Genomic DNA, 23,834 nt, shown 5'->3' with positions numbered 1-23,834 from the left:
TTCCGGACGAATTAACTACGAATCTAGGCTTCATCCTTGAATTTAAAGCTTCGTGCAGCATATAGAAACGGCGTTCCTACCGCGGTCAATACAAATTTGATCACGTACGTCGTCAAGAAAATTTCAAGCCAGACGTCCCATGGATAGATGAAGGCAAACGCAATCGTGCAGAATACCAGTGTATCCGCGAACGAACTGATGATCGAGCTACCGTTGGTACGTATCCACAACTGATTGCGCCCTGGCGCCACCTTGCGCAGCCAAGTGTACAGTCGCACGTCCAGGAACTGACTGATGAAATAGGCTGTCAGACTACCGAGTGCCAGACGTGGCAGCATACCAAACAATTTTTCCATCGACTCCTGTGCAAAGTCTGTCGATGCTGGCTCAAAGAACAATACCATCTGCATCAGCACTGTCGTCATGATCAATGTGAAGAACCCGAACCATACGGCTTTACGTGCCTCACCCGGTCCATATTTCTCATTGAGCAGATCACTGGTCAAGTACATGCTGACATACATCGTATTACCCAACGTTAGAACGATACCCATAATATCTATCGTTTTGGTCACCTGTATATTGGCAATGACTGTTGCCACACCGATCCAGGCATAAAGACCCTTTTTACCGAACAAGCGGTAACACAAAAGAAAAAAGCCATACGTTACGAGAACGAAAAGCGCTCCCCATCCTAAATTAAACAAAATTCATACACTGCCTTCCTAGTTTTGATTACGCGGGATGGTTACGAACCGCGGTTTGGCTCTGGGCCAAAACATGAATACTCTATCACATTTCCTCAAGGTTGAACAGCACTAAAAAACTCCAACTGGCTTCGGGTGATATTTACGGTATGCCCAACGGATGCTAAAAGCAAAAAGCCGCCCTCCGGATTAACCCGAAGAACGGCTGCTCTTGCATGGCTTGTGGCTGTAACTGCCATCCGCCTATTATGAATCTGAATTACACCTGAACGGCTGAATCCAGATCACGGCTTTGATCATTGAATGTATCCTGATCGTTTTCTTTCAAAATTTTACTGGATACGAGACCTGCGGTCATCGAATCGTTCACGTTCAGCGCCGTACGGCCCATGTCGATGAGCGGTTCAACCGAGATCAGCAAGCCTGCCAAAGCTACTGGCAAATTCATTGTGGACAACACGATCAGGGAAGCGAAGGTTGCCCCGCCGCCTACACCGGCTACGCCGAATGAACTGATCACGACCACCAGGATCAGGGTAATAATGAAGTCCCAGCTCATCGGGTCGATTCCGACCGTAGGAGCAATCATGACCGCCAGCATGGCCGGATAGATCCCGGCGCAGCCGTTTTGACCAATGGTAGCCCCGAAACTTGCCGACAGGTTCGCAATCCCGTCCGATACGCCCAGCTTCTTCGTTTGTGTCTCCACGTTAAGCGGAATCGCTGCCGCACTAGAACGGGATGTGAAGGCAAATATCAGCGTTGGCAGAACCTTTTTCACATACGTAATTGGATTGAAGCCAAACAGTGAAATAATAATCAGGTGGATGATGAACATAACGATCAACGCCACGTAGGAAGCAATAACGAATTTGATCAGCTTCAGAATCTCATCCGGGTTCGTTGTGGCGGTTACCTTCGTAATCAGCGCCAAAATCCCGTAAGGCGTCAGCCTGAGCACAAGCGTTACGATCCGCATAACCACCGCATATACCGCATTGACCATGCCGCGGAACGTTTCCGCCTGCTGTGGTTTTTTACGATCCAATCCGAGCACTGCCACACCGATAAAGGCCGAGAAAATAACGACAGCCAGCGTGGACGTGCGACGTTCTCCAGTCATGTCCGCGAATGGATTCGACGGAATGAACTCCAGCACTTGCTGTGGAATCGTCTGATCCTTCACGTCAACGAGACGTTCCTCCATCTTCTGCCCCTGTGCAAGCTCTCTGTCTCCACCTTCGATCTCAATAGAAGTCAGGTTGAAGCTCAAGCTCGTCACAATACTCACGCTTGCGGCAATCGCCGTCGTGATGAGCAGGATTGCGATAATCGAAAGGCTCATTTTACCGAGATTCTGCTTGCCTTTCAGATTCATGATGGCCGAAATGATGGAAACCATAATCAATGGAATCACGACCATTTGTAACAAACGAACATATCCTGAACCGGCCAGATTAAACCAATCGACCGACTTGGTAATGATTTCAGAATCAGATGTGTAGATCAATTGCAGAATAACGCCGTATACAACCCCAATGCCCAAACCCGCAAATACACGCTTGGTAAAGGAAATATGTTTCTTCTGCATCCAGAACAGGACACCCAGAAGAGCGAGCATAACCACTACGTTCAAAATGATTAAAAAGGTATTCATCTGTATAAATCCTCCTCAGTGTGAGTAACCGGATATTCCGGTTTTCTACTCGCTCAAAAGCGATATTCAACAATATATCACATAACAAACTATTCTGGTAGGTATTAATTGATATTATGTAATATGCGTGTAATAAATTCATCTATTTCTGAAAAAAATACACTGAATCGTGAAAATTATTGTATTCAACCTCCGGTTAATTTTGTAATATAGGTATATCCGCTTATTCCCAAGTTTTCTCAACGTGAAAATTAGGCCTTTCTTCGTTGGTATTTAGTCTTACGATAACGGAAAAGCGATAATGTTAATGAACATGACGTGAAAGGATGATCCTTATGTTTCGAAATCGCACCGTTGCCGGTAAAATCAGAGGCACTTTGTTCCTCGTACTGCTGGTTGCTTCCCTGTTGTTTAGTATCAGTTTCTATGCTGTCTCCATGAATATTATGCAAAGCTACGTGCTTCCACAGTTCGATAAGGTCCTGGGCACGTCCATTCAGGATATATACAAGAACACATCCGCTTCTAAAATTTTGCAAGTACAGAGTGGCGGAGCTGGCTCTGAGGGTGCTGCACTGACCGTGGAGTCCTATTTGGCCGGCAAAGCCAAAGAGCATAATCTAGACGCAGCCTACGTCGTGGCCATTCAGGATGGTAAAGCTACCGTTGTCATCGCGAATACCTCCTCGGGCATGAAAGCCGGAGATGAGATTGAAGTAGAAGCAGCAATGAATGAGGCCACTGAGAAAAAAGAAATGGAAATCAGCCAGGTTTATGCCGATTCCTTCGGTGTACATAAAGCAGCCTTTATTCCGATCGCAGGAAGTAACATGATCATGGCTGTTAGCATGGATGCCCAGTTCATTCAGGACAAAATTGCACAGATCTTCTGGTTGTGCCTCGGTATCACGGCATTGGTCTTTTTGCTCGGATGGCTCATCTCGACAAGCATGATCAAACGTGTAACCAAGCCGATCATTCAGCTCGTTCAACATAGCAAACAGATATCACAAGGAGATCTGACTGCTGAACTTCAGATTAAAGGTAAGGATGAAATTGCACAGCTCGCTTCAAGCTTCCAGACGATGACTCATAATCTGAAAGAAATGATTAGCCGCGCCCTCTCTACATCCAATGAAGTTGTAGAAGGCTCCAATGATTTGCTCAAACGGGTAGAATCTATGTCCGGTATGGTGAAAGACTCCAGTCGTTCAGCAGAAAGTGCCGAGAAAGGTAGCGTAAGTATCGCTTCCAGCGCAGCCGAAAATGCAAGAGCCATGGAAGAAATCACGCAAGGCATTATGCATATCGCCTCCTCTTCTGCCGAAGTATCCGAGCAGATCGGAGATGCCGCGAACGAAGCTGTTAACGGTAACCGACTGGCTCAGGATGCCATTCAACAAATGGAACGTGTCGGCCAGACCGCGAGCGAATCTCTGCGTTATGTCGAAACGATGAACGAGCGCTCGATCGCGATAGGGACCATCGTTCAATCCATTTTTGAAATCACGAAACAGATTAACATGCTGTCCCTCAACGCTTCCATTGAAGCAGCACGTGCTGGAGAGCATGGACGCGGGTTCGCCGTTGTTGCCGGAGAAGTACGCAAACTGGCGGAGCAATCCAAGACAGCTACTGAGGAAATCTCCGATTACCTGGGTACCATTCGTGAAGACGCAGAACGTTCGGTTGATGCTATGAACCGCGTAACCCAAGAGATTGGATCAGGTACTCACGTGGTTCAGCAGGCAGGCTCCGCATTCCAGCAGCTTAACGAATTGATTCAGAATGTTAATCTGACCATTCAGACGGTATCCGCTTCAACTCAACAAGTATCCGCTGGAGCTGAAGAAGTCAGTGCTTCCGTGGAAGAAACGGCTCAGATCACGTCCAAGTCCCGTCAAAGCATGCAAGAGATTGCTTCTACAGCGGATCTCCAACTGAATGAGATGGACTCCCATTCCAGCACCGTACGTCATCTACATGAGCAAGCGGTAGAACTGCAATCCGCCATGAAGAACTTCAAAATAAACTAACCGGAATACCTTTAACCCATTATTTCCATAGTTGAATCAAACTTTAACATTAGGTACACAAATACCCCCATGTTCAGCATCGTTCCAGGTTTCAGGGAACGTTGCCACGCATGGGGGTATTCTTTTAGGCTATACACCAGGATGCATCCTTTATTCAGGCGCCTGAACGCCCATAATCTCGTATACACGCTGCATATCCAGTGCAGACCGCAACGACTCGGCAACACGGTCAAACTCCATTTCCTTGCGTTCACGTGCGCTGTACGTCTCCAGTAGCGGAGCAAGTCCTTTTCCTTCACGCAGACCATTAAGCCATGAACGACGGAACTGATCACTTTCAAACAAACCATGCAGGTACGTTCCCCACACTTTGCCGTCTATCGTCCCCCAGCCTTCATTGAAGGATTGACCTCCCGGATGGGCGATTTGGAACAAGGCCGTTACATGTTCAGGCTCAAGACACTCGGTAACGCCCATATGAATCTCGTATCCATTGATCGGCAACGAGTTTACTGCATCGCTTTCCTTGGACAAGCGAAATGGATGATGACTGTGTACATTCCCAGAGGCTCTCACCGTTTGTTTGTTCTGTAGAAATCTTGTCGATAGGGGCAGCCATCCCAATCCATTGGCTTCCTGGATCTGATTCGCTTCTACCGCAAATGGATCTTTGAGATGCTGACCGAGCATCTGATATCCACCACATATCCCGACAAGCTGAACATGTTCACGCTCCGTCTGGCTGGCAATCGCTTGCTCCAGTCCCGACGCACGCAGAAATGCCAGATCTCCAATCGTATCCTTCGTACCTGGAAGCAGAATGGCGTCGGGATGCCCCAATTCATCTGGAGAAGTCACGTATCGCACATTCACATCCGGTTCCCGAGAAAGGGCATCAAAGTCTGTAAAGTTGGAAATACGCGGATAACGAATTACCGCAAGGTCCAGCTCCTGCTGACCGGATTTGCCATGCCGCATCGAGTCCAGCACCACGGAGTCTTCCGCTTCAATCTGAATATCACTTATGTAAGGCAATACGCCCAATACAGGTATGCCTGTCCGTTCTTCAAGCCAGTCCAACCCAGGCTGCAGCAAGGACAGATCTCCACGAAACTTGTTGATGATGAATCCTTTTACACGCTGAACCTCATGCGGCTCCAGCAGCTCCAGTGTACCTACAATGGAGGCAAATACGCCGCCACGATCAATATCCGAGATCAGAATAACCGGAGCATCTGCCCAGCCCGCCAGATTCATATTAACGATATCCCGATCCTTCAGATTGATCTCTGCAGGACTTCCCGCACCTTCCATCAGCACAATATCATACGTCGCACGCAACCGATTCAGTGCATCCATGACCGTTTGTTTGGCTTTAGGCAGGAAATGCTGCCGATAGTCCCATGCACTCATCTGTGTAAGAGGCACACCGTGCACGACAATCTGGGAATGCATATCCCGAACCGGCTTGATCAGAATCGGATTCATATCCGTCGTCGCTTCAATGCCACATGCCTCGGCTTGCGCTCCCTGGGCTCTCCCGATTTCCTTGCCGTCTTCCGTGACGTAAGAATTCAGTGCCATGTTCTGTGATTTGAACGGAGCCGGCCTGAAGCCATCCTGCTTGAATATTCGGCATAAGGCCGTCGTAATTACGCTTTTCCCCACATCCGATGCTGTCCCTTGCAGCATTAATACTGCTGCCGTTTGTTCGGACGTTTGTGCAGAAGTATCTTCCACGTTACCTCACCTCCACTCTCAGCGTTATATCAAAAAGAATCCCTGTAACAGACTAAGTACCGTTAGCAGTGCGGCCTCAAGCAGCTCATTCATGGCTCCATACGTGTCCCCTGTAAGTCCACCCAGCCTTTCACTGATACGCCCGGCAACGAATTTGCCAATTACATAGCCAGCAAGCGGCACCACTATGATCGCTGCAACTGGATACAGCCACCATGGTAACGTCCCCAATCCATTCTCCGTCGCCAGCACCTGGAACATGGCTGTATCCGGCTGGAAGATCCATACCACTGCCCATGTGATTACACCTGCCAGAATGGTTAGCCCTACCGCGGAGCTGCGTGCACGCTGGACTTCCCTCCGTTCCCCCAATCCCTTGAACAGGACAGCGAGTCCGTCGTCCTTACGGGCATTCGGCCAGGCCGCCATGGCATACACCATGAACCACCGACTCCAGATCATCGGCAGGATGAGCAAAGCTCCATAGGCCCAGTTGCCACGAGCGATAAAGTCAGCAATCAATGCTGCTTTCATCATCAACAGCAGGACACAGGCGATTACGCCCATGGCCCCCACACGACTGTCTTTCATAATCTCCAGCATTCGCTCACGGGTTCGATAACTAAGCAGCCCATCTGCCGTATCCATCCAACCATCCAGATGGAGGCCTCCGGTTAGCCATACCCATAACGTCAAGGTTAACACCGCTGCCGGAAACGATGGAAGCAGTGCACCTGTCAGGGCTCCGCCCAGCCAGACGCATAATCCGATGACCGCACCAACCAGCGGGTAATACACTACACTTTCCCGCAATAATGGCGGGACGAAATCAAGCTGCATTCTCACCGGGAAACGGGACAGAAATTGAAAAGCGGCCGCAGCCGCATGTTTTTGTTCAAGATCGCCTTTACTCATAAACGATACTCCCTGCTTTTTAGCTCAATGGCAATACCCACTGTCACCAGAAACACTTCGCGGCAAATCGCTGCAATCCGCTGATTGAGAATGCCCGCCAGATCCCGATATCTTCTTCCCAGCGCATACTCTGGCACAATACCATCCCCTACTTCATTGGTGACAAACACGAGCAGACCCGGGTATGAATGGATGGCCGCTACCAGCGCGTCCATATGATCGTACAGCACCTGCACCGGCTCATGTTCATGCGCTAACAGCACATTGCTGAGCCACAGTGTCAGACAATCTACCAGAATGGTCGGTGCAGATGTACCTGTATGGGACTCTCCCATTCTTGTAATTAATTCAGGCAATGCCAGCGGTTCCTCCACCGTATGCCACAGATATCCTGCTTCATCTCGCTGTTTCTGATGCAGACGTATACGCTCGCGCATCTCGTCATCATAAGCCTGAGCCGTAGCGACATACCAGGCTTCAGAGGATCGCTGCATACAGAGACGCTCGGCAAACGAACTTTTGCCACTCCGCGCCCCGCCCGTCACGAGAACACTCATGATGATACCTCTCCTTGAACAGATGAATCAACAGAAGCTGATGAAGACTCGGTAGGTTGAGTGTCATTCGTGCCACCAGATACACCCGCACTTGCAAATGTCGCCATCTCATTCAGAATACGGCATGACGCATCAATCAGATGAAGACTAAGAACGCCTCCGGTACCTTCACCCAGTCGCATGTCCAGATCGAGCATAGGCTTCAGATCAAGTTCACGCAGCAACGCTGCATGTCCACTTTCATGCGATGTGTGGGAAGCAATCATGTATTCTGTACTGACCGGAGCAAGCTGGCTCGCAATCAACGCGGCAGCGGTGGAGATAAATCCATCCACGACAACGGGGCACCCGTTTGCAGCAGCAGCGAGAATCACGCCTGTCAGTCCGGCAATCTCCAGTCCACCCACTTTGCACAGCACATCGAGTGCATCATCTGCATCCGGAGCATTCACACTGAGGGCTTGGCTGACCACTGCGGCTTTGCGCTGCAAACCGACATCATCTACGCCTGTTCCCCGGCCAACCGCTGAAGCAGGTGCTGTTCCGGTTAATGCACACATCACCGCAGCGCTAGCGGTTGTATTCCCGATTCCCATCTCTCCGGTCACAAACAACTGCGTTCCCTTCGCAACCTCGGTGGAGACCACTTCAGCTCCTGCAAGAATGGCCTGAATCGCTTCGCCCCGGGTCATTGCAGCACCCTTCGCCATGTTGGCTGTTCCTTTACGGACTTTGCGGGAGACCAGGTCTGGGTGATCCAGATCCGCATTCACGCCGATATCCACACAGATCACATGAGCTCCAGCGTGGCGCGCAAGCACATTGACTGCCGCTCCCCCTGCTAGGAAATTCAGGACCATCTGCGGCGTTACCTCAGCTGGAAAAGCACTAATCCCTTCTTCAACCACCCCATGATCCGCAGCCATAACAATGACAGCTCTTCGATCAAAGCAAGGCCGAGCCTCACCGGTGATTCCCGCCAGACGAATAACTAGCTGTTCAAGCTTGCCCAAACTGCCGGGTGGCTTCGTCAATGCATCCACATGCGCGGAAGCTTCAGCCGCAACTGCCTCATGTGGACCCACGATCCGACCAATTAACTGTTCCAACACCTGTTCATTATTCATACAGCCAGCACTTCCTTTATCAAAATATGGGGTCCCCCCCCGTTCATTCATTTCTTCTCTCGTCTTAGCAAAAGCTGTGGCAATCCATTGTCGGGATGATTAACCATGGCCGGGCTCACCCGGAAGATCTCCCGGATGTTCTCTTCCGTCATCAACGAATGGGGTGTGCCACTGCCTACACAAGTCCCGTCACGCAGCGCCAGAATATGATCGCAAAATTGTGCGGCCAGGTTCAGATCATGCAGCACCGCCACAATCGTAATATGATTTTTTTGACGCCACGCTGATAATAACTCCATGAATTGCAATTGATATTTGATATCGAGAAAGGTGGTTGGCTCGTCCAGCAATAATAGCCTAGGTTCCTGAGCCATGACTTTGGCAAGCGCAACCCGCTGCCGTTGTCCGCCACTCAGTGCATCCAAAGGTCGATCGGCCATGTCACTCAGACCCAACTCCTCTAACACCTTATCAACTACCGCTGCTCCGTCCGACGGTTCTTTGCCAAGCCAGTTCTGGTAAGGGTAACGTCCCATCTCGACAACATCCCTTACGGGATAAGAGATGGCCGGCAGACCATCCTGCTGCAAGACCGCAATCATGCGCGACAGATCTTTACGGGTGTATGAGGAAATGTCGCGTCCATCAATCTGTATGCTGCCTGCGTTCGGCTGTTCGGTTCCGGCAAGTAGCTGAAGCAGGGTCGATTTGCCACTGCCGTTTGGACCAACAACGCCCCACCATTCACCCTCTGTGACTTGCCAGTCCACCGCATGCAGGGCCCGATGGTTACCATACATTTTACCAGCTCCCGTGACCTTAATCATCGGCCGACTCTCGGTAAGGTCTGTTTTCATGAATGTACTCATGGCATCATCCCCTTCCGCAGCTTTTTGTTCCGGTGCAACAGATACGCAAAGAACGGCGCTCCAACGAAAGCCGTAACCACACCCAGCGGAATTTCGGTTGGAGCCAGCAATGAGCGTGCAATCGTATCTGCCCAGACCATGAAGATGGCTCCCCCAATCGCTGACAAAGGCACCAACAATCGATAATCAGGTCCGACGATGAGCCGAAGAATATGCGGAATGACCAATCCGACGAAGCCGATCACGCCGGATACGGAGACAGCGCCTGCCGTAAGCAGCGTACCCACAGCTAACACCGACAGTTTCAATCCATCCACCTTAACCCCGATATGCGCAGCCTGTCGTTCCCCCAAGGCAAGCACATTCAACGAACGCGCACGGCTCCAGAGGAAAATCAGCCCCAGCACAAAATACGGGAAAAGGATGGCCGTATACGACCACCCACGCAGTGCCAGACTTCCCATCGTCCAGTATATAATTTCATTGATTGTCTGCTTCGACATGGTCGACAGGAAGGAGACTACTGCTCCCAGGAAACTTTGCATGACCACGCCAGCCAGAATGAGGCTGTGTGTCGGTATTTTGCGTCCCTCACGAGCGAGGGCCAGCACAAACCACAATGTGATTACTCCCGTCAGAAACGCGACCAATGGCAGAGTCCAGATCCCAATCAGCGCATACTGCAATCCGAAAAAAATCAGAAAAGCCGCACCTACCGATGCACCGGACGATACGCCCAGGGTAAACGGATCAGCCAGAGGGTTACGAAGAACCCCCTGGAATCCAGTTCCGGCAATCGCCAGCGATGCACCTACAAGCACGGCAAGCAGTACACGTGGGAATCTGACCTTCCATATAATCTGTTCTGCTGCTGTATTCCAGTCAGGAACAATCCAGTCGCCCAGCCAGGGAATGCGATGAAGCAAGATGCCCGCAATGTCCCGAACAGGCAGGGCAACCGAACCGATGCCCGTGCAGATCAGCACGGTTAACACAAGCAGTACAATTCCGGCCGTTCCGTACACTGCCAGCTTTTTACTCATTTGAACAGATCAGGGTAGATCGCTTTGGCTACTTCTTTCAGACCTTGGGTTACCCGTGGTCCCGGACGGCTCAGCAGGTTGGCATCCAAACCAATGACTGCATCATTTTTCACAGCCGTGATTTGATCCCATCCGCTGCGTGCTTTGATGATTTGATCCAATGTTTTGTTATCTTCCACTACATCGTTCGCATACAGAATGACGTCTGGATTAGAAGCAATAATGTTCTCTTCATTAATCTGGTTCCAGCCAGTCAAGTCGGAAGCTACGTTGTTTCCTCCGGCCAATGTGATCAATTCATCCATGAATTCGCCTTTACCCACAGTCCAGCCTGGGGAGAACTCAACATATACTTTTTTCTTTTCTTCCGGTTTAACTGCCTTCACAGCTTCAGTTACATCAGTCACATCCTGTTTCATCTGGGTGGTGATCTCCTGTGCTTTTTCCTGATGATCCGTGATTTCACCAAATGTTTCAATGTTGTTCATCACATCATCCACTGATTTAGAATCTGTTTTGAAAATCGTAATGCCCAGATCACGAAGTTTCTTCACCGACTCTTCGCTCATCGAGATACCTGTAAATACGATATCTGCTTCAGCTGCAATGATCGACTCTTCATTAGGCTTTGTTATGCCGCCCATTTTTGGTTTCTTTGTTGCTGCTTCCGGATAGTCGTCATAGTCGGATACCCCTACGATCTGCTCGTCCAATCCGAGTGCGAACAGGGATTCCGTTTCAGCCGGAGATACGGATACGATTTTGGCTGGTGCTTTGTCAAAGGTAAACGATTCACCCGTAGCATCTGTAACCGTGAGTGGATATTGTGTTTTGAGATCTGTTTTCGCCTGTTCCTGGGATTGCTCCTGTGCAGGTTGCGAGGTTCCTGTACCCTCGTTCGTTGTTGTTGTACCACATCCGGCCAACGTCAGTGCCAGCATCGCTGCGCTCAGCAGTGACGCCACGCCTTTCCATGTCTTGAAATTCATTGTGTTCATTCTCCCCTTCTCTATCCATTCTATTGAGTAGTGCTCCTGTCCCAATTCCGCTTGAATTTGTGTTCCGAAAAAATAAAATCCCCAATCCTTGGGTCAGGATCAGGGATGACGTCTCGCATGTGGCGATCTGCGCATGATCAGCTTGGCGCTGTATATGCACAGAGAACTGCCCGAAACGCTGTCCTTTCCTCGAAGGAACACCGGTTTATACGTCCAGGGCAGGTAACCTGACTTACAGGAATTCATCCTGATTTACAGTGGCGGGACCGTGCCGGATTTACACCGGCTTCCCTATTTCACCCGTTTGCCGTTCATGGCCTCATATGAACCCATGAAACATTGCTGCGGGACCCTTGGTCGCTGATATTGTTTAACCATTCAAGTGAGCATCTTGCATCCTTGGTAGAGCTCGTTGAGCCTCCATCCGATGATGCACTTGCTAAGTCACACTTCTGTTGTGATTATAGGTTATATTGTACATCCTTACAACCCGATTTACGGAAAAGTCAATCTGGTTCCAACCCAGCTATCCCCATCGCCATCCAGCCGGATCTTTATCGCTTGTCCTGGTATCACCTGCGTATCCCAGAATCCTTGATCCGGAACGAGACGTGATACCATATAACGAATAACACCGCCATGCGTAATCACGGCTACCTTTGGCACGTTTATGCTGCCAGAGTGCAGTATTGGTGAAAAGGACATCAGACACTCTTCCATAAATGAATCAATCCGGGCTGCAAATGCTGTCCAAGGCTCGCCATTCGGTGGCGTTATCTCCTGCGGCGCATCGATCCAGTCTCGGTACTGTGGATTGTCCTTGAGCTGATCGTAGGTCAACCCCTCCCACTGACCAAAGTCGATCTCCCTTAGTCGGGCATCAAGCTTGGCCTGTCCCATTTGGGACGATGCAATGTGTGTGAGCGTCTGCTGACAACGCAGCAGATCACTGCAATACAGGGCTTCGCATGCGATATTGCTGAACTGCTCACGCAGCGAAGATAGCTCCTGCTTTGCTTCAGGCAACAGTCCGATGTCAGTATGCCCAAGATACCTTTTTTCCAAGTTCCACGCCGTTGTACCATGCCGTATCAAAATAATCTCACGGCTTTGCATGCCACCCTGTCCAGCTTCTATTTCCATAACAGTGCACCTCCAGCAGACCATATCCCTAAGGTGACCAACCAACATACTAAAACAAAAGAACCTGCCGACCAGAACATAAGCCGTGTTGTTCGTACGATATCTTCTGCTTCCATCCGTCTTGACGGCTCGCCCATATATGCGCGAAATGAAGCCACGCCGTGATATACGTTATGCCCACCAAGTCTTATGCCCAGCGCTCCGGCCACCGCTGACTCGGGAAAACCGCTATTCGGGCTTGGGTGAAGTCTTGCATCTCGGGACACCATGCGTGCTGCCCCTCTGGCATCCAGCTTCATGAACCAGGCTCCAATAATCAACAGCAAAGCGGTAAGCCGTGCGGGAATCCAGTTGGCCCAATCATCCAGACGGGCTGATGCCCAGCCGAGGTGAAGATATTTTCCATTTTTATAACCCACCATGGAATCCAGTGTATTCACCGCCCGATAGGCCATGGCAAGTGGTGCACCACCAATCAGGGCATAAAACAGTGGAGAGACGATGGCATCCACGATATTCTCTGCAACAGTCTCCACCGTTCCCCGCACAATTTCCGGTTCATCCAGATGAGCCGTATCACGCCCTACAATCATACCAAGTGAACGTCTCGCCGCAGGCCAATCCTGTTGACTCAGATGGCGGTAGACTTCATTGCCCGCATCCTTCAAACCTTTGGAAGCAATGGTGGTTGCGATCAGCGCCACTTCAGCCACAACCGCAACAGCCGGATGAATAAGACCCAGCATATAGATCAATCCCCAACTCAGTGCAAAAGCTCCCCCTGCAATCAAAAAGGGAAATAATACGCCAGCTCTTTTGAGAGCCTGGTTCGAGTCCACTCGCGACCTTATCGCCCGCTCAAGTGCAGAGATGGCCTTTCCCATGCCAATCACCGGATGAGGAATCCAGCGTGGATCTCCGATACAGCGATCCAATATGTATGCTCCTACAATAATCCAGGCTCCAGCTATTCCCGTCCAGATCGGCCAGGTAGCCCATTGATGCAGCAGAGATGTCATTGCTTGTTATTCCTCTCTTTCCACTCCTGCGCAGCTTGCAGGCTTTCCGTTATCGTGTCATACACCAGCCTGCCGATAGCTGCACCCATGACCGTAGCCGTCCCGGCATAACTGATGAGCGGTTTATTTACTTCAGCCTGACTTACCGCGAGCACGATGGCATCCGTTGTTGTTCCGGTTGCGGTCAGACCATTCTCTGAATCCACCACACCGAAATCAGCTAACGCAGCGGCCTTCGCCTCTACCGCAGTCTGAATGGCATTCACCATCGCTCCAGCAGTCATACGCCCATTTATCCACAACATGATATTGATCGTACCGGGAGTATAGGTTGAAGCCGAAACCTTCCCTATTTTCTGGGACACCGTCCCATTGCTCATCTCATTTCCCGCAGCATCGAACACCGTTCTTGCAGAACCTGCCCTCGCAGCATTGGATACTCCTGCTGTAGTGCAACAAAGTAATCCGAACTCATCGCTTTCATATTCCTGGATCGCTGTATGCTCCAATCGAACCGCAGTCAGAAGACCGGCACATTGATCCTGCTGCTCCTGCCATTCACTCAACAGATCGGCAATATCACGTGGTGGATCGTCACAGCGATAATGTCTGTCCACATAGATGTTAAATATACGATCCAGTTCAATCATGCCGCCCCCATACACGGCACTGGAAAGTGCTGTTACAACAGAAGGGCTGGATGCTTTAATATGCCGTTCATGTGCAGAGACGAATAATCCCGGCCACACAGAAGATCTGTATTCGTTCTGGTCCTTTTGTACATGGGAGTAATAATTATAGAATGGCAGTGCCATCGTCGTGTCCCCCTGCCTCTAATCCCGTTGTCGGATTAGTCTCAATTACATTTCCTATTATTTCTAGTAAACGTCCGTTAGCCTCTGCGTCCTTGACCGCAAAACGTACATGTCGTTCCCCAAGTCCGGGGTACATCGCGCAGCTTCGGATCAGTATACCGCGTTCACCGAGAGCAGCCTGCATGGATGTAGCTGTCCACGGTTCTGGCAGAGCTGCCAATATAAAGTTCGCTTCCCCTCGCGTCACCTTACATCCCAAAGCCTCTAGGCCTTCCGTTAAACTCTCCCGCTCGTGTGACACCAGTGCCATTGTCTCCTGTTCAAAAGTTTCCCCGCTGCGCAGACAGGCTTCTCCTGCGATCAGTGCCAGCCCGTTCACACTCCAGGTGACCTGTTTCTCTGTCATGGCATGAATCAGTTCGGGACGACCCATCGCATAACCCAGACGCAGGCCTGGAATCGCATAAAACTTGGTCATAGAGCGGATGATGATCACTTGCGGATACTCTTTCAAGCTGGGTGCAAGTGATTGCCGCTGTGATTCAGGAATAAAATCGAGAAATGCCTCATCGACAACCAATATCGTGCCTGTTGTCTCTGCTTTACGAGCAAGCCGTTGCAGAACGTCCACCGGATACTGTACCCCATTAGGATTGTTGGGCTGTCCAAGGAAAAGCAGGTCCACCCGCTCCATCAGCTTCTCAATATCTTCCGATTCTGCTCGCCAGTCCAGTTCTTCCCGTCCTTGAACATGATGGACTTCTGCTCCAAATTGTCTGGATAATGCACTGTACTCCGAAAAACCGGGCTCTACCGTACCTACTCTACGAGGGGCGATTCCAAGTAAGATTAGAGCCATGCTTTCCGCCGCCCCATTACCCACAGATATGTGATCCGGGGTTAAACCCAGTCGGTCACTAAGCAACATTTTGAACGCCCGATGGCCCGGATCCGGGTAACGAAGTACCGTATGCAATCCTTGCCCCAGAGCCTCCAGCACTTCCCGAGGTGGACCCAGAGGATTAATATTCGCGCTAAAATCGAGAAAATCCGCAGGATTCCCTCCAAAACGTGCCGCGGCAGTCTCCACATCACCGCCATGTCCGAAAACTTCAATTAAACCGGTCATCCTGTCCGTCATCCTTTCTGCATGTCCTTTTTATTATGGATGTCGTGGCAGGCAGGGGTCAATCCTGATTTGACTATTCAAGCCCTTTGCGGCTTCAATTCCTTTGTGTCCCATCGACAATTCGTTTACAATAGAGAAGGAATTTCGATTCCGTAAAGCATCACTATAAGGGATATACATCCCTCACATACATTAATGGAGGAATGACCATGCTGTTTGTTGATAACCAGGGCATTACAGATCCTTCTGTAAACCTCGCCATTGAGGAATACATTCTGAAGCATCTGCCGATGGATGACAGTTACTTGCTGTTTTACATCAACCGCCCGTCCATTATTATCGGAAAACACCAGAACACCATTGAAGAGATCAACATTGAATATGTTCAGGATAACGGTGTTCAAGTCGTACGTCGTCTTTCGGGAGGCGGAGCCGTTTATCACGATCTGGGCAACCTCAATTTCAGCTTTATTACCAAGGATGACGGACAATCCTTCCACAACTTCCGCAAATTCACGCAGCCTGTGGTGGAAGCCTTGCAAGAGCTTGGTGTCAATGCCGAACTGACGGGACGTAACGATCTGCAAGTCGGAGAGAAGAAAATTTCGGGCAACGCCCAATTCTCTACGCGCGGCCGCATGTTCAGTCACGGCACATTGATGTTCAACCTGAACCTCGACCACGTACAGGCTTCACTCAACGTTAATCCGGAGAAGTTCAAGTCCAAAAGTACCAAATCCGTGCGCAGCCGTGTTGCCAATATTCGTGATCTGATTGACAGCAATCTGACCATTGAACAATTCCGGGACGAGCTGTTGCGTCATATTTTCCGCATGGAGCCACAAGACGTTCCTCAATATGAACTCACAGAGAAAGACTGGGACAAGATCAACGAAATCTCTGCTGAGCGTTATAACAATTGGGACTGGAACTACGGGCTTTCTCCAGAAAGCAATGTGAAGCATACACGTAAATTCCCTGTCGGCATCATTGATCTGCGCATGAATATCAAAGATGGGCGCATTGAAGATATCAAAATCTTTGGTGATTTCTTCGGTGTAGGCGATGTAGCGGATATCGAAGACATGCTGCGTGGCAAGCGTTACGAGGAATCTGAGGTGCGTACTGCACTTGAGGGTCTGGATGTAAAACATTACTTCGGCAACCTGGAGCTGGAGGACTTTATTGGCCTCATTTTCCTGGAAGAATAAAATTTAGATGTGAGTATAATTTTAGAACGAATTCCAGAATTACACGTTAACGGAGAAGGCAGAATCAATCTGAAGAAGCGAAGCGTTCGCCTAAAAGCTTTCTGGAAGAAAGCTGCATCGGAAGCATATGCTATCCCCGGATTTCCCCTCTGGGGAATGGATTCAATGAAATCCGGGGATAACAGCGATCGAAAGATGAATCTGCAGTCGGAGTGGTCTCGTGTAATGCTTATCTATTCGTTCGTTGTTATAGATACAGATAAAAAAGGAGAGAAACACAGATGACCTACAAATTAATCGCAATTGACATTGATGATACCCTGATTAACGATAACAAGGAAGTAACGCCTGCAACACAGACTGCCCTGGAACAAGCAGTAGCTCATGGTGTCGTTGTAACACTGGCAACTGGACGTGCTTACGCTTCTGCCCAAGCACTCGCTCGCCAAACGAAGCTGAACGTGCCCATCATTACGTATCAAGGCGCTTTGGTGAAAAACTTGCTGGACGAAAAAGTACTCTACGAGCGCTACGTTCCACAGGACGCTTCCCGCAAATTGTATGACTACTGCCTGGAGCATAATTTGCACCTGCAAACGTACATTGACGACAAACTTTACGCCCGTGAAGAAAACGACAAGCTGCGTGACTACGCTAAACTGAATGGCACTCAGTACCACATCGAACCGGATTTCATCAAAGTGATTGAGCAAAAAACACCGAAACTGCTCATCATCGATGAGCCGGATTACTTGGATGAGGTTGCGGTTGCCCTGCGCGAACTGCTCGGATCAGAAGTACACATCACCAAGTCTAAGCCATACTTCCTTGAAATCATGCACCGCGAGGGAACGAAAGGTCATGCATTAACCTTCCTGGCAGATCACTTCGGTCACCAATTGAGCGAGTGCATTGCCATCGGGGATTCCTGGAATGACCATGAGATGCTGGAAGTCGCTGGTCTCGGTGTAGCGATGGGAAATGCCATCCCTGCTCTGAAAGAGCTGGCAGATTACATTACCGCGAGCAATAACGAAGACGGCGTGAAGCAAGTGATTGAGAAGTTTGTGCTGAACGCAGAGTAAGCTTTTTAAGAAGTCGAGTCCATATAAAACGTGTTATTTCAAAAACAAAATTAAACAGCCCTGCACAGTGATGAATCGCTGTGCCAGGGCTGTTCCTGTAATAAAACTGTTAATTATTCTGCTTTCCATACTTCTCGTCAAATTCACGATTCCGCTCACTGATCTCCTTCATTAATCTCCCTTTGGATAAATCCGCCAATGGCCTAGGGAGCAGGAGCGTAACTCCTGTAATAAATAAAAGAATGGCCAAGACAAGTCCAATGATGCCACCCGTTTCAAAAGCGGCTTGCAGATAACGGCCCCATTGATTGGACCAGATCGTTACGTCCGGTAAATGAATAATGGTCCCAATATGGATAATGCCATACAGCACAATTCCCGCAAACAATAAAACAGCACCGATTCCCTGTCTATTCAAATGGATGTCTCGCCTCATTCCTGCGCAGAATATATATTCCCTATTTTACCATGGATTTGGAAGTCTGACTCAAAGAAGTTGTGCGTTTGCCTCTCTTGATCCACCCCATCACTTTCTCATTCATCGTCAGCAAACCCGAGACAATTAGAGCAACTCCCAACCAGGTAATCCAGCTTACATGCTCATTGTAGAGAACCGCCCCAAGCCCAACCGCAATCGGAGGGGAAATGTATAACCAGGTCGCCGGGAATAACGGGTTGGTACGAGACATGATCCAGTAGAACAAGCTGTGCCCGACCATCGAACCGATTACCGTCAGATAGATCAGAGATGATACCGCTGGCATCCAATCCAATCCAGTTGTGTTCCAGGATTCCGTCACCGCCGAAAGCGCGGATAACAGCACTCCTCCGTACATCATTTGCACCGCATTGATTGCTACAGGATTAGCCTCCCTAAACTGGTTAATGACCTTTTTGGAGTACAACGCACCTGCCGAATAACAGACTTCACCCACCAATACGGCAATACAGCCCCAAAGCCACAGGGAATTACCACCAATCGATACACCCGGCAACACGACGAGGATAACTCCAGCAAAACCGATCAGGCATCCCGTTATCATGCGTACAGACGTTTTTTGACGCAACAACGCTGTCTGCATCACCATAATCATGAGCGGACCTGTTGCTGACAGAATCGCACCAACACCCGAGCTCACATATTGTTCAGCCCAATATAAGGTCGCAAAGGTCCCGAACGTCAATCCGGCCCCCGTCAAGAGCATCTCTTTACGCCATAGTAAAGACAGGTTCACTTTCCCTTTCATCCACATCCATGCAAACATTAGAGCACCTGCAATGATAAAGCGTAGTCCGGCCGACAGAAAAGGTGGCATGCCTGCCTCCACGCCAATTTTAATCGCTAGAAACGTTGTTCCAAAAATAAGACACATTACGGTAAATGCTAATGCAACCATGCTAGCCCCTCCTTCATCTGTTCTCCATCATATAGCACTGTCTACAGAACAGAATGAATAAAACAGAACAGTTAGTTCCCGTTTGCTGTTACAATGGAGTTCAAAAGGAGCGTGAGCCGGGTGGGCAAAGCCATTATGATGACAGATAACAGCCTGAAACTATATGAGCAAGTGGTACATTATCTGGTTGTACGGATCGAAGCCGGAGAGTGGAAAGAGCATGAGAAGCTGCCGTCCGTGCGGAGCCTGTCCGAGCTGCTCGGTGTACATCGCCTCACCGTTTTTAAGGCCTATCAGGAACTAAAGGAACGGGGGAACGTTTACGTCAAGGATAAGTCCGGTTATTATGTCAGTCCTGCTGACCCTTCTCCCGTGACTGATCAGGCCGATGACCCGGCAGTGTCTGCCTGGCTGCATTGGGATTCACTTGCCCGCGTGCAATCCCTTGAGGCGGAATACCAATTTTCCAAATCATTGATTGACCCCGCCCTGCTGCCCAACCGATATTGGGGAGAACTGATGCGGGATTTGCTGGATCTATATCCCCGTCTGCTTGGCACATATTCCACGATTCAGGGAGATCTGGAGCTGCGTAGTGCCTTGGCAAGCCATCTGACGACAAGGGAACGTTTTTACATCTCGGCAGATGAAGTGCTGATTACTTCAGGTGCACAGCAGGCCATTGATGTGATCTCCCGAAGTCTCGTCAGACCCGGTGACCGTGTGCTCATGGAGAGGCCAACGTACGGCCCTGCGATGGAAATTTTCCGCAAACAGGGTGCAAAGTTGATTTTTACGGATATACATCCTGATGGCTACGATCTGGAACAGATTGAATGCCTGATGAAGCAGGAGAAGCCGAGAGTATTTTATATGACGCCGACCTTCCAAAATCCTACGGGCATCAACATCCCGACCGAGCAACGCAAACAATTACCTGAGCTGGCGGAACAGTACGGATGTTTTCTGGTGGAAGATGACAGTACCTATGATATCTATTTCAAGGAAAAACCTCCCGCGCCGATCTTCACATACGATACTACAGGGCATACACTCTATATTCGCAGCTATAGCAAATATGTCGTACCGGGTCTGCGGATCGCCGCCATTATGTGCCGGCCTCGATTTATGCCAGGATTACAGGCCGTAAAAGCACTGACAGATAACGGATCACCTCTACTGAATCAGAAGCTTTTCCTCCGTTATTTCCAGTCCCCACGAATGCACCAGCACTTGTCCAAGCTGCGTACCGCTATTCAGCTACGGATGGAAGTGATGGAACAGTGCCTTCAACAAACAGATTGGACGTGGACTCGTCCTGAGGGTGGACTTAATATCTGGGCGGAGCTTCCAGAAGGTGTAGATACGGGGCGCTTGCTTCACCGATGCATGGAGCATTCCGTCGCTTTTGTGCCGGGAACGGTATTCGATCCTTCCGATGCGAACGCCAGTCGCAAGCTGCGTCTCTCCTTCTCCTATGCTCACGAGCAGCAAATCCGGGAAGGCATGAGCAGACTAATTGCATTGGCTCAAAGTACGTGATGATACTTTTGCAAAATCTGCATTTGCAGATTAACGATAGCTTGTCTAGCAGGTCGCAAATTATAAATCTTCTGTAACACAAAAAGTCGCCGTTTGGCGACTTTTTGGGCTGCTGCTTTTCTCGACTGATAAAGTTAGTTAGAACATTGTTTTTTTATTGAAATCCTTCTTCATTCATCCTATAGGTCTTTCCTTGCAAACAGACGGACCGTTACAAAATAGGAGGCAATGAACAACAGAAGAATGCAAACTGAAACAAAAACATAAACCGAAGCACGAGCCATTCCGTTCTCGCCTGCCATATTCATGAGCGAGGCAACAGGTTGCGCTAAAATAATAAGAACGAACATGAATACCGTATTAATTATTCCCGCTCCCTTTTTACTAAGGGCGTAAAAAAGAGGCATATAGATCGAAATTAAAACCAGCACCATTCCAACCGAAATCAGGATGTCCAGTACCGAAAAGTCGGGCTTGTTAAGTTCGGGAAAAAGAAAGTTAACCAGCCAGTGAGCGCCTGACGAAGCGAAAACTCCAAAAAGCGTATAGAGAATGGCAGACAGATACTTCGCTTGCACAATGTTTCTGCGGCTAAGCGGTAGCGTGACAAGAAATTTATGATTATGGTTTTTGATATCAATCATGGTTGCAAGCATAATCGAACCGAAAGCGGTATAGATCCCTACAAAATACATTGACATTTCCACTGTCGGGATAAATGCGACACTGAATACACAAAATAAAAAAGGATGGACCATAGCGAGCTTTTCAAAGCGATATAATCTTTGCGAAGCAAGTTAAGCATGATGCTGTTCCCCCTTGGCCGTAAAATAGATAAGGTCTTCGAGGGAGGGTCTATGTAAAAGAGCAAAATTGCCAAATAGTCGTTCTGCCTCCGCCCTGTTATCTGCCAAGCCTTCAAAACCAACCGCTGTCTCACGGATTCCGACGAATTGCCTTCTCGTGTCCGCATCAAGCAGCTTCATGTCCCCCTTTACTATAGTGTACCTTTCAAGCACATCATCCTTTGCTTCATTAAACACAATCTTTCCTTTATTGATAAACGTAATATAATCTGCTATACGCTCCAAATCCGTTGTGATATGAGTCGAGAAAATAATGGATCTAGTTTCGTCCTGTATCATATCTGCAAGCAGGTCAAGCAGTTCTCTCCGAAACACAGGATCAAGCCCGGATGTAGGCTCATCCATAATGAGAAGCTCAGCGTCATGGGATAAAGCGATAGCCAGTGAAAATTTTATTTTCATGCCTTTGGACAGTTCTTCAATCTTCTTTTTGGGAGACAATTCGAATTGCTCCAGGAAGTTGTTAAATTGCTTCTCATCCCATTTCTTATAAAAAGGAGCAATCATGCTTTTCATTTCACGTATCGTAAGATGCTCATAATAGAAACATTCATCTGAAACAATGCCAATGCGTTCTTTAACGTTAACTTCCTGAGCAGGCATCTCTTTTCCCAATGTTTTGATGCTTCCGGAGTCAGGACTAATCAATCCGGAGATCAGGCTGATCAGTGTACTTTTCCCCGCCCCGTTTGGGCCGATAAGTCCGGTAATATAACCTTGTTTTACATCCAAAGTGATCTGATCCAGCTTGAATAAGGGGTACGTTTTTGATAGGTTGCACAACTCAATTGCGTTCATCATGTGTGTTCCTCCTCCACTAGCAACGTAAAATGCTTGACTACATCCTGAACACTCATGCCCAGTTCCTTGCTCTCACGAAGGATATCGAGCATTTTATCTTCGATTCGTTTCAGCCGCTGTTCCCGAATAAACTCCTGATTGGCCCCGGAAACAAAGCAGCCTTTGCCTACGACAGAATCAATCAGTTTCTCTTTCTCCAGTTCTTCATAGACACGTTTGGTTGTAATTACACTGACCTGCAGATCCTTCGCAAGTTGACGGATGGAGGGGAGACTCTCCCCTGCAACCAGTTCCCCGCTTAAAATGCTCTGTCTAATCTGGGTCAGAATCTGCATGTAGATCGGATCGCTTGAAGCGTTTGATATTAGTATTTTAATGTTCTCTCACCTCATTCGTTTCAACAACCCAATCCATGTATAGTGTATATACATAATATACACACTATACATGGATTTAGTCAATATTCGTAGATTTTTTTCCAATCCAGATAAGACAGTAAAAGCCCGAAAAGTCGAATGACCTTCCGGGCTACTTTGTTGTTCACTTTTCTTGCTTTTCTTTAGTCGTGTTTCTTGGCACGTATTGTTACTTTACTTACGTACTGGATATCACCTTATCCACAAGACCATACTCGACGGCTTCTGCAGCGGTCAGGAAGTAATCTCTATCAGTATCCTTTTCAATCCGCTCCATCGGCTGTCCCGTATGATCGGCAAGCAGTTTATTAAGCCGCTGACGGTGCTGGATAATCCGGTTGGCATGAATCAGCATATCCGAGGCCTGCCCCCGTGTGCCGCCAAGCGGCTGGTGAATCATGATTTCACTGTTTGGCAACGCCAGCCGTTTCCCTTTTGTTCCACCAACCAGCAAGATCGTACCGAAGCTGGCCGCCATGCCTGTGCAAATTGTGGAAATGTCAGGCTTCACGAATTGCATCGTGTCATAGATAGAGAATCCTGCAGTCACGGAACCACCTGGACTGTTGATATACATCTGAATATCCTTCTCCGGGTCCTCTGCGGTCAGAAACAACAACTGGGCCACGATAGCATTGGCCATCTGATCCTCAATCTCCCCGGATACCATAATGATCCGATCTTTCAGCAAACGGGAATAAATATCATAGCTCCGCTCTCCGCGGGCTGTCTGTTCAACAACATAAGGTACCACGTTCATG

Annotated in this window: 23 protein-coding genes and 1 riboswitch; of the genes, 4 read left to right on the top strand and 19 right to left on the bottom strand. The window is 48.9% G+C overall.

Annotated features, from left to right (window positions below):
- Nucleotides 1–23: 23 nt before the first annotated feature.
- Both ACDJ58_RS05955 and ACDJ58_RS05950 read right to left on the bottom strand, forming a co-directional pair.
- Nucleotides 24–707, bottom strand: coding sequence for a queuosine precursor transporter (locus tag ACDJ58_RS05955; RefSeq protein WP_063564370.1), 684 nt, complete (start codon nt 705–707; stop codon nt 24–26).
- 259 nt (nt 708–966) lie between these two features.
- A complete protein-coding gene (locus ACDJ58_RS05950; RefSeq protein WP_413376285.1) occupies nt 967–2,364 on the bottom strand; it encodes an L-cystine transporter in 1,398 nt (465 codons plus the stop codon).
- A gap of 335 nt (nt 2,365–2,699) precedes the next feature.
- On the opposite strand from ACDJ58_RS05950, the gene ACDJ58_RS05945 reads away from it, so the two are divergent.
- The gene (locus tag ACDJ58_RS05945; protein ID WP_413376283.1) at nt 2,700–4,400 is read left to right on the top strand and encodes a methyl-accepting chemotaxis protein; all 1,701 of its coding nucleotides are present in this window, start codon (nt 2,700–2,702) and stop codon (nt 4,398–4,400) included.
- A 150-nt stretch (nt 4,401–4,550) separates the two neighbouring features.
- On the opposite strand, the gene ACDJ58_RS05940 is transcribed toward ACDJ58_RS05945, so the two are convergent.
- The 11 genes from ACDJ58_RS05940 to cobD all read right to left on the bottom strand — a co-directional run bounded on the left by ACDJ58_RS05940 (nt 4,551) and on the right by cobD (nt 15,755).
- Nucleotides 4,551–6,092 (bottom strand): cobyric acid synthase, encoded by a 1,542-nt coding sequence (locus ACDJ58_RS05940; RefSeq protein ID WP_413379506.1) that lies wholly within the window; start codon nt 6,090–6,092, stop codon nt 4,551–4,553.
- Nucleotides 6,093–6,164: 72 nt separating this feature from the next.
- On the bottom strand, nt 6,165–7,055 hold the full coding sequence (gene cobS, locus ACDJ58_RS05935) for an adenosylcobinamide-GDP ribazoletransferase (RefSeq protein ID WP_413376281.1): 891 nt from the start codon (nt 7,053–7,055) through the stop codon (nt 6,165–6,167).
- A complete protein-coding gene (cobU, locus tag ACDJ58_RS05930; protein ID WP_413376279.1) occupies nt 7,052–7,612 on the bottom strand; it encodes a bifunctional adenosylcobinamide kinase/adenosylcobinamide-phosphate guanylyltransferase in 561 nt (186 codons plus the stop codon). Before cobU ends, cobS begins: the two co-directional genes overlap by 4 nt.
- Nucleotides 7,609–8,739, bottom strand: a complete 1,131-nt coding sequence (gene cobT, locus ACDJ58_RS05925; RefSeq protein WP_413376277.1) for a nicotinate-nucleotide--dimethylbenzimidazole phosphoribosyltransferase — start codon at nt 8,737–8,739, stop codon at nt 7,609–7,611. Before cobT ends, cobU begins: the two co-directional genes overlap by 4 nt.
- Nucleotides 8,740–8,786: 47 nt before the next feature.
- Nucleotides 8,787–9,608: an ABC transporter ATP-binding protein gene (locus tag ACDJ58_RS05920; RefSeq protein ID WP_413376275.1), complete on the bottom strand. Its 822-nt coding sequence runs from the start codon at nt 9,606–9,608 to the stop codon at nt 8,787–8,789.
- Nucleotides 9,605–10,651, bottom strand: a complete 1,047-nt coding sequence (locus ACDJ58_RS05915; RefSeq protein ID WP_064639927.1) for a FecCD family ABC transporter permease — start codon at nt 10,649–10,651, stop codon at nt 9,605–9,607. Before ACDJ58_RS05915 ends, ACDJ58_RS05920 begins: the two co-directional genes overlap by 4 nt.
- On the bottom strand, nt 10,648–11,649 hold the full coding sequence (locus tag ACDJ58_RS05910) for an ABC transporter substrate-binding protein (RefSeq protein ID WP_413376273.1): 1,002 nt from the start codon (nt 11,647–11,649) through the stop codon (nt 10,648–10,650). Before ACDJ58_RS05910 ends, ACDJ58_RS05915 begins: the two co-directional genes overlap by 4 nt.
- Nucleotides 11,650–11,848: 199 nt before the next feature.
- A riboswitch (cobalamin riboswitch) is annotated at nt 11,849–11,997 on the bottom strand.
- Nucleotides 11,998–12,144: 147 nt separating this feature from the next.
- Nucleotides 12,145–12,792, bottom strand: coding sequence for a histidine phosphatase family protein (locus tag ACDJ58_RS05905; protein WP_413376271.1), 648 nt, complete (start codon nt 12,790–12,792; stop codon nt 12,145–12,147).
- Nucleotides 12,783–13,811, bottom strand: a complete 1,029-nt coding sequence (gene cbiB, locus ACDJ58_RS05900) for an adenosylcobinamide-phosphate synthase CbiB (RefSeq protein ID WP_413376269.1) — start codon at nt 13,809–13,811, stop codon at nt 12,783–12,785. The genes ACDJ58_RS05905 and cbiB overlap by 10 nt, the downstream gene beginning before the upstream one ends.
- Nucleotides 13,808–14,626 (bottom strand): adenosylcobinamide amidohydrolase, encoded by an 819-nt coding sequence (locus tag ACDJ58_RS05895; protein ID WP_413376267.1) that lies wholly within the window; start codon nt 14,624–14,626, stop codon nt 13,808–13,810. The genes cbiB and ACDJ58_RS05895 overlap by 4 nt, the downstream gene beginning before the upstream one ends.
- Nucleotides 14,607–15,755 (bottom strand): threonine-phosphate decarboxylase CobD, encoded by a 1,149-nt coding sequence (gene cobD / locus ACDJ58_RS05890; protein WP_413376264.1) that lies wholly within the window; start codon nt 15,753–15,755, stop codon nt 14,607–14,609. The genes ACDJ58_RS05895 and cobD overlap by 20 nt, the downstream gene beginning before the upstream one ends.
- A gap of 209 nt (nt 15,756–15,964) precedes the next feature.
- Between cobD and ACDJ58_RS05885 the strand changes: the two genes are divergently transcribed.
- The gene (locus ACDJ58_RS05885; RefSeq protein WP_063564381.1) at nt 15,965–16,966 is read left to right on the top strand and encodes a lipoate--protein ligase; all 1,002 of its coding nucleotides are present in this window, start codon (nt 15,965–15,967) and stop codon (nt 16,964–16,966) included.
- A gap of 281 nt (nt 16,967–17,247) precedes the next feature.
- Nucleotides 17,248–18,051, top strand: coding sequence for a Cof-type HAD-IIB family hydrolase (locus ACDJ58_RS05880; RefSeq protein WP_076291747.1), 804 nt, complete (start codon nt 17,248–17,250; stop codon nt 18,049–18,051).
- A 109-nt stretch (nt 18,052–18,160) separates the two neighbouring features.
- On the opposite strand, the gene ACDJ58_RS05875 is transcribed toward ACDJ58_RS05880, so the two are convergent.
- Together ACDJ58_RS05875 and ACDJ58_RS05870 are read right to left on the bottom strand one after the other, a co-directional pair.
- Nucleotides 18,161–18,469 carry a hypothetical protein gene (locus ACDJ58_RS05875; protein ID WP_413376261.1) on the bottom strand — a complete coding sequence of 103 codons (309 nt, stop codon included), beginning with the start codon at nt 18,467–18,469 and terminating at the stop codon, nt 18,161–18,163.
- Between the two features lie 40 nt (nt 18,470–18,509).
- A complete protein-coding gene (locus tag ACDJ58_RS05870) occupies nt 18,510–19,448 on the bottom strand; it encodes a DMT family transporter (RefSeq protein ID WP_413376259.1) in 939 nt (312 codons plus the stop codon).
- 120 nt (nt 19,449–19,568) lie between these two features.
- Here ACDJ58_RS05870 and ACDJ58_RS05865 point away from each other — a divergent pair, with 120 nt between their 5' ends.
- Nucleotides 19,569–20,990 (top strand): PLP-dependent aminotransferase family protein, encoded by a 1,422-nt coding sequence (locus ACDJ58_RS05865; RefSeq protein ID WP_413376257.1) that lies wholly within the window; start codon nt 19,569–19,571, stop codon nt 20,988–20,990.
- Nucleotides 20,991–21,169: 179 nt separating this feature from the next.
- On the opposite strand, the gene ACDJ58_RS05860 is transcribed toward ACDJ58_RS05865, so the two are convergent.
- The 4 genes from ACDJ58_RS05860 to clpP form a co-directional block, all read right to left on the bottom strand.
- Nucleotides 21,170–21,685 (bottom strand): ABC-2 transporter permease, encoded by a 516-nt coding sequence (locus ACDJ58_RS05860; RefSeq protein ID WP_413376255.1) that lies wholly within the window; start codon nt 21,683–21,685, stop codon nt 21,170–21,172.
- A gap of 102 nt (nt 21,686–21,787) precedes the next feature.
- Nucleotides 21,788–22,654 (bottom strand): ABC transporter ATP-binding protein, encoded by an 867-nt coding sequence (locus ACDJ58_RS05855; RefSeq protein ID WP_413379503.1) that lies wholly within the window; start codon nt 22,652–22,654, stop codon nt 21,788–21,790.
- On the bottom strand, nt 22,654–23,034 hold the full coding sequence (locus tag ACDJ58_RS05850; RefSeq protein ID WP_413379501.1) for a GntR family transcriptional regulator: 381 nt from the start codon (nt 23,032–23,034) through the stop codon (nt 22,654–22,656). The genes ACDJ58_RS05855 and ACDJ58_RS05850 overlap by 1 nt, the downstream gene beginning before the upstream one ends.
- A 217-nt stretch (nt 23,035–23,251) precedes the next feature.
- Nucleotides 23,252–23,833: an ATP-dependent Clp endopeptidase proteolytic subunit ClpP gene (gene clpP, locus ACDJ58_RS05845; protein WP_062326868.1), complete on the bottom strand. Its 582-nt coding sequence runs from the start codon at nt 23,831–23,833 to the stop codon at nt 23,252–23,254.
- Between the last annotated feature and the right edge of the window lies 1 nt (nt 23,834).

The sequence above is a fragment of the Paenibacillus taichungensis genome (assembly GCF_047302525.1).
In the GTDB taxonomy this organism is placed as follows: domain Bacteria; phylum Bacillota; class Bacilli; order Paenibacillales; family Paenibacillaceae; genus Paenibacillus; species Paenibacillus taichungensis_B.
This window is presented reverse-complemented; position numbering and strand designations above follow the sequence as displayed.